The 10,162-nt window shown below is 32.8% G+C and carries 6 protein-coding genes; all 6 read right to left on the reverse strand.

The features are described 5' to 3' along the window. Positions 1 to 141: 141 nt before the first annotated feature. The 6 genes from H3001_RS17860 to H3001_RS17885 are packed head-to-tail and all read right to left on the reverse strand — an operon-like array spanning position 142 to position 10,031. Positions 142 to 705, reverse strand: coding sequence for a hypothetical protein (locus tag H3001_RS17860; protein ID WP_181215670.1), 564 nt, complete (start codon positions 703 to 705; stop codon positions 142 to 144). Positions 706 to 760: 55 nt separating this feature from the next. Beyond that, complete coding sequence (locus H3001_RS17865) at positions 761 to 2,062, reverse strand: phenylacetate--CoA ligase family protein (protein WP_181215671.1); 1,302 nt, start codon at positions 2,060 to 2,062, stop codon at positions 761 to 763. After that, a complete protein-coding gene (locus H3001_RS17870) occupies positions 2,049 to 3,743 on the reverse strand; it encodes a C45 family peptidase (protein ID WP_181215672.1) in 1,695 nt (564 codons plus the stop codon). Before H3001_RS17870 ends, H3001_RS17865 begins: the two co-directional genes overlap by 14 nt. After that, positions 3,736 to 5,229 (reverse strand): phytoene desaturase family protein, encoded by a 1,494-nt coding sequence (locus tag H3001_RS17875; protein WP_181215673.1) that lies wholly within the window; start codon positions 5,227 to 5,229, stop codon positions 3,736 to 3,738. Before H3001_RS17875 ends, H3001_RS17870 begins: the two co-directional genes overlap by 8 nt. 3 nt (positions 5,230 to 5,232) lie before the next feature. After that, positions 5,233 to 9,051, reverse strand: a complete 3,819-nt coding sequence (locus H3001_RS17880; protein WP_181215674.1) for a trifunctional MMPL family transporter/lysophospholipid acyltransferase/class I SAM-dependent methyltransferase — start codon at positions 9,049 to 9,051, stop codon at positions 5,233 to 5,235. A 5-nt stretch (positions 9,052 to 9,056) separates the two neighbouring features. Next, complete coding sequence (locus tag H3001_RS17885) at positions 9,057 to 10,031, reverse strand: DUF2062 domain-containing protein (RefSeq protein WP_317170794.1); 975 nt, start codon at positions 10,029 to 10,031, stop codon at positions 9,057 to 9,059. Positions 10,032 to 10,162: the final 131 nt, after the last annotated feature.

Consider the following 10,162-nt stretch of genomic DNA (forward strand, 5'->3'; position numbering starts at 1 on the left):
GTCCAATACAGCGTACATAGGTTGTTTATTATGAATGAGTTTGGTCACCCATAATATAATGAATAATTCTATTTGTACGCTGTTTGACAACATTTTAATTGATATACATAAGTTTAAATCACTTCAATATATTGAAACAAACTATTTTTTCTCAAATTTAAACTTCTTTGTTAATGTGTATATAGTCTTAGCCCAAAAATTTCTCAATCCAAAACCTCCTGCTTTACTTGTAAATTCCTTTTCCCTTATTATTTCTCTTGTTTCTATATCAAAAAGGACTACTTTGTAAGTTGCTTTATTCGTAGATTTATCCAACAAAGTAGCAATAACAATAAAACCATCTCCAGACGTTTCCTTTATTGGATAACCCTTTATTTTTTCAGCTATATTTATTGGTTCAATATCTTTATCCAGAGTCTTAATATTAGAGAAATCACATTCCTTAATGGAATTAAAAATCATTTCTAGTTTTAATTTATTGTTTTCACCCACTATATCAGTGAAATCATATTTTTTAGCTTCATTCATTAACAGAAAATTTATGCCTTCGAATGCATGTTTAAACTGTTCTACTGTTTCTTCAGCAGCATATACCTTTACGGATGAATAATCAACCCCATATACATACACACATTCTGAACTTTTTGCATTAACTACCAACATGCTAAATAAAAGCAAGAGTGAAAATAAAATTTTCTTCTTCATAACTTTTAAAAATTAAATTACTAACTATGAGATAATTATAAGATACACAAATATACTAATTATTTCTCAAATCAAAAAACTTAATAGGTTTTCGGCTCATTTCAGGATGTTGTTGCCTTGCGATAAGTTCAACGGGGACGAAACAAATATCTGGAGCAACCCTCACTTTAGAGCGAAATACATCTTTTATTTGCTTGATAAATGCATCATTCTGATTTTTACATCCTATTTTAATTTGAACCTGATCTGTACCAAGTGCATTGGTAAATACTTCAACAAGGTAGTTCTCAACCTCAGGTATATTATCCAAAATATCAAATAATGCAGGTGGGTATAAGGTTGTTCCCTTAAATTTAATCATCTGCCCCCTTCTTCCAATAACAGAACTTAATCTTGCACTATTGCGTCCACATGAGCATTTGCTACTTTGTCTGATACATATATCTCCTGTCTTAAAACGCAACAATGGCATGGCTTCAACTCCAAGAGTTGTAATCGTAACCTCTCCAGGCTGACCATCTGCGACAGGATTATTGTTGTCATCGAGCATTTCAACTATTATAAGATCCGTAGGTATATGACACCCGCTATGTTCTTTACATTCGGTATATGACGATTGCATTTCCGTAGAAGCATAAGTTGAAAAAAGTTCCAAATTAGGCCATTTCTCTGATATTTTTTTTCCTAACGTAGTGTATTCACCTGTTGGTGTTCTTAATGCCTCTCCAATACATATTGCTTTTCTTAATGAGGAATTATTGTAGTCAATTCCATTCTCTTCTGCATATTTGATTAGTTTCATCAGAAATGAAGGTACAACAATACATACATTTGGAGAAACTCTTTGAATTGTATCCCATTGCAACTCAGGAATACCGTTCCCAACACGTATAATTCCACATCCTAACTCACGTGCACCCAAGAAATATGCAAGGCCAGCCATAAACCTTCTGTCTATTGTTGTCATAAGTTGTATGATGTCTCCTTTCTTACATCCGGCCATTGTAAAAGAACTTGCTTCATTATAGGCCAATCGGTCCAAATCATTATTAGAAAGAGCAAAAGTTACAGGTTCTCCCAATGTTCCAGACGTGGTAACGTAATCAATTATACTTTCTTTAGCTATACACAGAAACTCATTGTTACGTTTCTGTAAATCCTCTTTCGTTGTAACAGGTAATTTGTGAAGATCAGACAATTGTTTTATCTTGCGGATATCTATGTTATTTTCTTTAAACATTCTCTTATAGAATGGAGAATGGTGCGAGATGTACTCCAATGTTTCCTTTAATCTTTCTTCTTGGAAACTGATAATATCAGATTCAGAAGAATAATGCAATTTACTATTCTTTATCATAATCTTTTATTTTATTTCTTATTTTCTCTAATTCATAAGTAGAAGGAATCTCGTAATCAAGAGATTTTTTCCAATATTCTACCGCTTTTTCTATATTCTTCATTTCTTTATAGTAATCTCCAATAATATCATAGACTTCATAATAATTAGGATTAAGTTCTATAAATCTATGTATCTCTTGAACAGGAGTTACCAACCCACCGCTAATACTTTCCCTTATTTTCTTAAACTGCTTTCTGTATTCCAATATATCGTGATAATAGTTTTCTAAAAATAAAGTATCAGCAGGAATTGTTAGCTGCTTGTCATTTCTCTCTACAAGTTTATTAGGATTCTCAAAAACCTCTTTCAAATCATAACACAAAAATGTTCCACTTTGCCATGGTTCAGTAGATACCCATATCTTTAATTCTTCCGGTTTGAAGATTACTGAATGATGTGCTATTGATTGATTAATTGATTTCTGATTAGTCAATCCTATATCTTTATTATTTATCCCCTTTCGATCCCTTAAAATAGTAACAGCTTTATCTGGAGACAATGGTATTGATTCCTTGATTAGCTCCGAAAGCCTGTCATATCTATATTTGCTATCAGTATTGTTTATGTTATCTATATTGTAAGAATCAATCATAAACTCTTTAGACTGAAAATGGTTCGTACAAATTATATCATTATCGTTTTCTCGGTAAAGAGAAATTTTACTGGGAGATTTCTCGATAATTGCTGCACTTCTATCAATAGCTGAACCGATAAGCATAGATTCTGATACAAAAGTTTTATGTTCCTGAGCTATTTGGTAAGCCTCATGTATAGTTGATGCATTTTGTAGAATTTCTCTCACCAGTAAGGATATTGGCATTGCTGATGTTACGGGGATTGCTCCCTTTGCTGCATTGATGGTTATAGTGAGACCTTTTTCATTCATACCGGATACAACTCCCATCATTCCAGGCCAAGATACTGATACAAACTTATACCCCTTTTCTGGTTCCATAAAGAGGATTATTTTATTTCTTGCGAATTTATCATTTACATAGAAGTCAAAATTTCTTCCTATCAGCAGAGTTGAATCAGAAGTATTCTCATTCCATACAGCAAAAGAACTACATCCAACAAGCATATATTCTTGCATTGCATGTCCTATATCATGTGCCGCATGATAATTTATTTGTCGCTCATATGGTGTTCCAAAAGAGTCAAATTCATGACTACATGATTGAGATATTGCATAAATCTCTTTTCTATACTCCTCAGGAACATAGCTAGCCATATTCCAATTGAACACAGCTATAAGTTTATGCAGGAAATTTAAATAAAAGTCCGATGGTATGAATTCCTTAATCTGCTCTACAAAAACATTCTCTTGATATTGCAATAAATCTTTTGTCAAAACTCCATATTTTGTTCCTCTTTCTAAAGGAGAGCCACTAATATACACTTCCCATAATCCATATTTATTTCTATGCAACAAATCATGCTCAATATACTTTATAGAGTCACCTACAGATTTAACATGATACTTCTCTGTGTATACACTATCACTCGGACATTTGAAATCGGCCTTGTTAAAGTAGTAAATACCGACTGTTACCGGTATTAATACCGTAAGAAGGACAATCAGTATAATGACCCATAGTATCCTTTTAAATACTTTCTTATATATGCCAGTTTTATTCATTACCAATTTTTTTTGCTAAATACTCTTTACCTAATATTTCACTACAAGTTACTGCAGCCGAGACTGTTGTTCCTAGACATCCGTGAACATTCAGGTTTTGCCCCGTCAAATATAAATTATTTATTTTTGTTCTCGGTGATAAATGGCTTACCATTGGATTATTGAAGTCTTTAATTATTCCATACGCACTGCCTTTCGGCATAGAGTTATAATCCTTGTAGCTTAATGGAGTCGTTGAGTATATATATTGTATACAGGATTTCAAACCATAGAAATATTTTGACACAAATTCTATCATAGCGTTTGTATAACGCTCTTTGAAATCTAAATATTCCGCAGGCCTTTCTCCTACTTTAGAATCTTCCCATCTTGAAATTAAGCTGAAGTCCATTGGTGTCATCAATGTTATAACAGAAGCATACTCACTGTCTGCATTATTCTGGCATGAGAATAATATAACCGGTATGTTACATGATTTATAATCTGCAAATTTATTCCACACATCAGGAGTATTATACAAATAGTAATTCTTGTTTATGTACTTAAATGTATTTGGTTTTAAAAGCAGATAAGTCGTAAATAAGCCAAACGAGTTCTCCAATGAATTTACCCTAGTCATAAATGCTTTTTTTATTACCGTGTTATTTTTCAATAGTGACATGGTTATTGCAGGGTGAATGGCAGATATGACATTTTTGGTTTCAATAATCGTTCCATTATTAATCTCAACACTGTTTATTTTACCTCCACCAACATCAATACCTGTTACTTCTGCTCCACATATCAATTGCCCACCATTGGCTCTTATAACATCAGAAAAAGCATCGGCTACGTGCTGTGTATTTTCCACAAACCTATAAGCTCCCTCTATATTTGAATTATGAATCATTCCATGCTCATACAATGATGACTTGTTTTTGTCATATCCGTACAATGGTATATTTCCGGCTATAACATTCTTAAGCAAGTCAGATTTAAAGAGCTTATCTATAGTCTGATATGCCGACATACCCATATATTCTTCACCACCACTTGAAATATGGCCTTTTTTAAGTATATCCGGCTTAATATTTTGTCCTATACGTTGTAATATAGAAACATACTCTGCTATGCCCTCCCTCTCTTCTGGAAAACTCTGTGATAAAGTTTCTATGAATCTGTCATAACCTATAGCATGGCTATATTCTTTTCCATTACCTAGATTTATCACATCAAAACCATCTGTATCAAGTTTCTGGTACCTAATTTTGTCAAGTATTCCAAAATATTTAAAATATTGATACAAAGTGTCTCCTTCCGAAAGGCTACCTACATAATGCATTCCTGTATCCAGACTGTACCCCTTCCTTCTAAAGGATTGCAAACATCCTCCTACATGCTTCTGTTGCTCCAGAATACAGACACTAAGACCTTCCTTACTTAGTATCGTACCACAAGAAAGTCCGCCTAGACCTCCTCCTATTATGACTACATCGAATTTATCCATTATTTATGGTTTAGTTATTATATAAATAGTTTGAGAGGTTTTTCTATCACATTGTTCAATTTTTAAATTCAGATTGTACCTTTTGGTGAATTGCCTGATCCAATTAGAAGAAATAAAATTTAAAGGACCTTCCGTCTTATTGAATTTTATTATTCTGGTTGACCATATTTCTGATTTAATAATAGTCTGATGCTCAGTCTTCTTAGAAGAATCTCCTTCTCTTATCAATATTACACCATTGGGGTTAAGTCTTGATGCACAATGGCTCAATATTCTTTCCTGGCATGATGGGTTGACGTAATGCAATGAGTCATTAAAAATAAAAGCATCCGATTCCGGCAATATAACATCCTGCATATTACCTTGGCAGAAGCGGATTTTCTCGTTTGCCAAGAAACTATTATTAGCCAGTTCTATCTTGTCTGAATCGTAATCGATACCTATTATTTCACGCTTGGGCGAAAGAAGTCCCAACATGAAACATAACTGTCCATATCCACATCCAATATCAACTATCCTAGCCTCACGTGGAAGTTTCCTGTCCCAAAAATTATAATAGCCATCCATCTTACATTTAATTCTCATGTACCATTCTAAAACGGGTCCTTTGTATATATAGTTCTTTATAAGCAGTTTTTTATAATAATCGTTGGTTGCTCTGTTATATTGCTCCTTAAGGATATTATATTCATGCAAGAATAGTTTTCTGTAATATTTGGTTTTCTCCTGATAAGTTGTATTTCTTGATAATTCTGAATCTATTGAATTAGGTATAAATTTGGCAATTATTTTTCCCTTTTTAATATAGAACGGCTGTTTTTTTGAAGATATCAGCCCTGTTCCATAAATTACCAAAGGTTTTATCTCTAATTGAAGTTTCTCTGCCAAATAGAAAGCACCCTTATGGAAACGCTTTATTTCACAATCGTCAGAACGTGTTCCTTCCGGGAAAACAACAATAGAGTAGCCTTCTTTAACTAGAGGATATAAAGAATCAACCAGTTTTTCATAACCTTCTTCTACCGTATAAAAACCTGCATATTGGACAATACGGCCAAATACCGGTGATTTCCATACCCATCCTTTTGTTACCATGACAATCTTTGGTGATAGAGATAGAAGTATCAATATATCTACAAATGATTGATGGTTTGCTATTATTACAGAAGGTTTGTTAAAGTCAATTTCCTTAATATTCTGGTATTTCGTATTCACCATATACATTGACTTAAGGAATATCTTAATAAAATAATAGATTATATAATGGAATACACTCCGCTTGCGTTTATCACTAATAAATGTAAATTTAAGGAGAACATAAATAGCATTAAGGATTATACATCCTATTGTAAAATATAAGAACGCATATATAGTATTAATGCATGATAATATAGTGTAAGGTTGCCCTCCTCGTTGAGTTGGTCTTAAAATCAGTAAATTAAATAAATACGGTTGGACTGTATAAGAAACAATAACAACTATACACAAACCAAGGACCGAAATTGCACCAATTGATTGAAGAGCTGGATGCTTTGCAAAAACAAGGACCCCCATTCCTATGACTGTAGTCAGTGCCGAGAAGAATATAGCAGACTTATGAGCCTCGAATAGTTTGCTTCCATTCTTATACTTGTTCAGCAAACCATCCATAGTGAATATACTGAAGTCATCTCCTATACCAAAGATAAATGTTGCCAGTATAATATTTACTATATTAAACTTTATATTTAATAAGGACATGATACCTAATATTATTATCCAGCTTATGTACATAGGTAAGAATGTAAGTATGGCTATTTCTATTCTTCCGTAAGTAACGAGTAAGGTAAAGAATACTAAAAATGATGTTACCAGTAGTATAAAATTAAAATCATTACTAGTTGTTTCTATCATTTTAGAAGAAAAATATGCCCTGTCAATAATTGTTGTATTTTCAATATTGCTTATTTCCTTATAAACTTTGTCCTTATTTTTCTGTTGTATAGAAATTTTACTTATCAAAGTAAGAGATGAAGAAGATGTATATATCCAATCGTCTAGAATTGATTTGCCGCAATCATGCATATTATAATCACAAACTTCATAATGTTGACTCAGGGTTTTCTTCAGTTCATCGAAAGCTGTCTCATTAAAGCCGAATGACTCTCCAGCTTTGATGACCTTAATCATACTTTCATTGGCTCTCTTACTCCAAAATTGTGACCATTTAGATATACGAGCCTTTTGAACTTCATCATCAATGATGAAGTCCTTTATATCTGTATATTTATCTATGCAGTCCTCGTTCTTTAAGGATTCATACAGTTCATGAAGTTGTGTATATGCTTTTATTACTTCTTTATGATCATTTCCACTTGTTACGATATATATTTGTTGTTTGCTGTTTCCCAATATAGATGTGGCTTTTTTTTCTGCTTCCTTGATGGAAGGGCTTTCAAAATTGATAGAAGACATATCACTGTCAAATTCTACCTTGTTGTAATGAAAAAGGCATATAATTGTGGCAACAGCTACCCCGATTATTATATATCTGTTTTTCTCAAAAGCATAACCATTATATTTTTCAATTCCTCTTAATAACTTACTGGTTTTATTATTATTGTTAAATCTAAGGAAATGCGGTAAAAAGACCAGACTGAATACAGTTGTTCCAATAAGCGTTAATGATGCAAAAAGCCCCATGTCTTGCAGTAAAGACGAATCTGTGAACATTAAAGCTATAAATGCTCCTATGGTTGTAAAACAACCTACAGTAAGAGGATAAGCCAAATCCCTTATAATATCTCTTGGATTTTTAATATGATTGTTATGTGATATTATATGTATGGAGTAACTTAATGAAATACCTAATACAACAGCTCCTGCTCCAATTGCTATTGCAGATATAGAACTTTTCGTTACAGATATAATGGCCAGTGCTAATATTGCTCCAAAAATTGGTGGCAATATAATGAATAAAAGACTTAATTTATTCCTGAAGCTCAGGTAAAGTAAAGGGAGAATTATTATAAATGCAAGAGACAAAGTTAGTACTGTATCATTCTTTATCTGTCTTGCATTTCCCACTGCTACTATTGGCCCTCCTATACATTCAACTTTAATCTGGTCATTTGAAAGTTGATTGCATTTTTTTTCAAGTTCTCTTACAAGTTCCTCATTTTCACCTGTATTCGTCATACTTTTTGTAGGCTCCAAATACATATATAGTGTCGTCATATCTTTGTTAAAGATATAATCATCGTAAATCTCGTAATCGAAATCAACACTGAATCGCTCAAACTTTTTCAACATATGAGTCCCAAGATTAAGGGGATCTTTGTGCAGAATATCACTTAAAGCAAAGCCAGATGGGGATGTCAGCAAGGTGTAATATCGGTTCAAGGACTTTTCTATACAACTGTCCGCTAAATCATTCTCTATTCGGATATAATCATTCTCTTCAAGAAAGATAGGCAGGTATTTGTAAATAAAATCTGAGCTGTTATTTATTATTTCCTGATTCACACCAGTTATTACTGCATTAACCAGTCCCTTACTAATAAGAGGCTGTATGCTGTCTGAAAAGGATGAAGCCGTTTCAACTATTTCATCAGGTTCCGAACCGGAAACCATAACCAATATCCTGTCCTTTAGCCTGAAGTTCTCTAGAATGTTGCTATCATTTTTATCCCCATCATCAAAAAAACTGGAGATATTCTCTTGCAGCTTTATTTGTGAAGCATAAAAACCACTTGCCCCAATTATAAGAATTAATAGAAAATAAAGAAGAATACGACGTTTCTCAAACCAGTCATATATATGAATGAATATATTATTATACATGCGTTCTATTTTTTTCTTATTATTGCCAAAACTAAGTAACTCAAAATGAAAAGTACTAATCCTGATACGATAGCCAATAATATACTTCCTACAATATATTGAAATAAGGATGTATAGGCACTCTCGAATGTAATGTTATCAAAAGATATTTTTGTATCTGAAGGATAAATGACATATCCTATTTTCATACTTCCATATAGAATGAAAGGTATCATAGGTGGTATGCTTATATTCGAAAACATCAGTGCTATAACCTTATTCAGTTTGAGGATATGAGCTGATATTGCTGCAAATATCATCTGATAGCCCCATATCGGTATTATACCGCAGAAAATACCCCAGCCGATCGACATGGATAATCTCATATTGCTTTCCTTATTATTTATAATCTGCTCTTTAATAACTTTCTTTATATTCTCTTTTGTCAGAAACTTCAAGCATTTACAGGGATAGTAGAAAAGCAATGCATAAATAACCAGAAAAGTATTCAATATACTAATTCTAGTAAAGTCTCTTAATGGCCTAAAATGGGAAACTCTTTCTTCTTTGGGAGGATAGTAAACATTGATAGGTACATTTTCAACATTAATGCCTTTCCATGCTGCTCTTACAATAATCTCTACCTCAAATTCATATTTACGCGTCAGTAAATGTATTCCTTCTATCAATTTTAATGGATATAATCTGAAACCGGACTGTGTGTCCTGGAGTGTATTTCCTGTTTCTATCTTATACCAGAAATTAGAAAATTTATTGGCGAATGTATTCTTGCCAGGCATATTATCTGCCCTTAGGTTTCTAGCCCCTATCAGAATGCTTCCAGGCTTTTTCTCAATTCTATCTATAAAGGTTGGGATATCATCTGCAAAGTGTTGGCCATCAGAATCCAAAGTGATAGCATAATCAAATCCTTTCTCTGTAGCATATCTCAGACCAGTTAATAAGGCATATCCTTTCCCTTTATTTTCTTTATATGAGATATACTAGACATTATATAGATTAATTTGTTATATGACTCATTTTGTGGCTGATTCTGAAGTTGTGTAATCCACAAGCAATAAGAATCACCATATCTTCGAAACCGAATTTATGGCATCTGAATCGTTCTTTG

This window comes from Phocaeicola faecicola (genome assembly GCF_013618865.1).
Lineage (GTDB): Bacteria > Bacteroidota > Bacteroidia > Bacteroidales > Bacteroidaceae > Phocaeicola > Phocaeicola faecicola.

What these genes read in the sequence shown, in the direction of transcription:
- H3001_RS17860 (WP_181215670.1), bottom strand. Translation starts at nt 705, where the DNA reads ATGAAGAAGAAAATTTTATTTTCACTCTTGCTTTTATTTAGCATGTTG.
- H3001_RS17865 (WP_181215671.1), bottom strand. Translation starts at nt 2,062, where the DNA reads ATGATAAAGAATAGTAAATTGCATTATTCTTCTGAATCTGATATTATC.
- H3001_RS17870 (WP_181215672.1), bottom strand. Translation starts at nt 3,743, where the DNA reads ATGAATAAAACTGGCATATATAAGAAAGTATTTAAAAGGATACTATGG.
- H3001_RS17875 (WP_181215673.1), bottom strand. Translation starts at nt 5,229, where the DNA reads ATGGATAAATTCGATGTAGTCATAATAGGAGGAGGTCTAGGCGGACTT.
- H3001_RS17880 (WP_181215674.1), bottom strand. Translation starts at nt 9,051, where the DNA reads ATGTATAATAATATATTCATTCATATATATGACTGGTTTGAGAAACGT.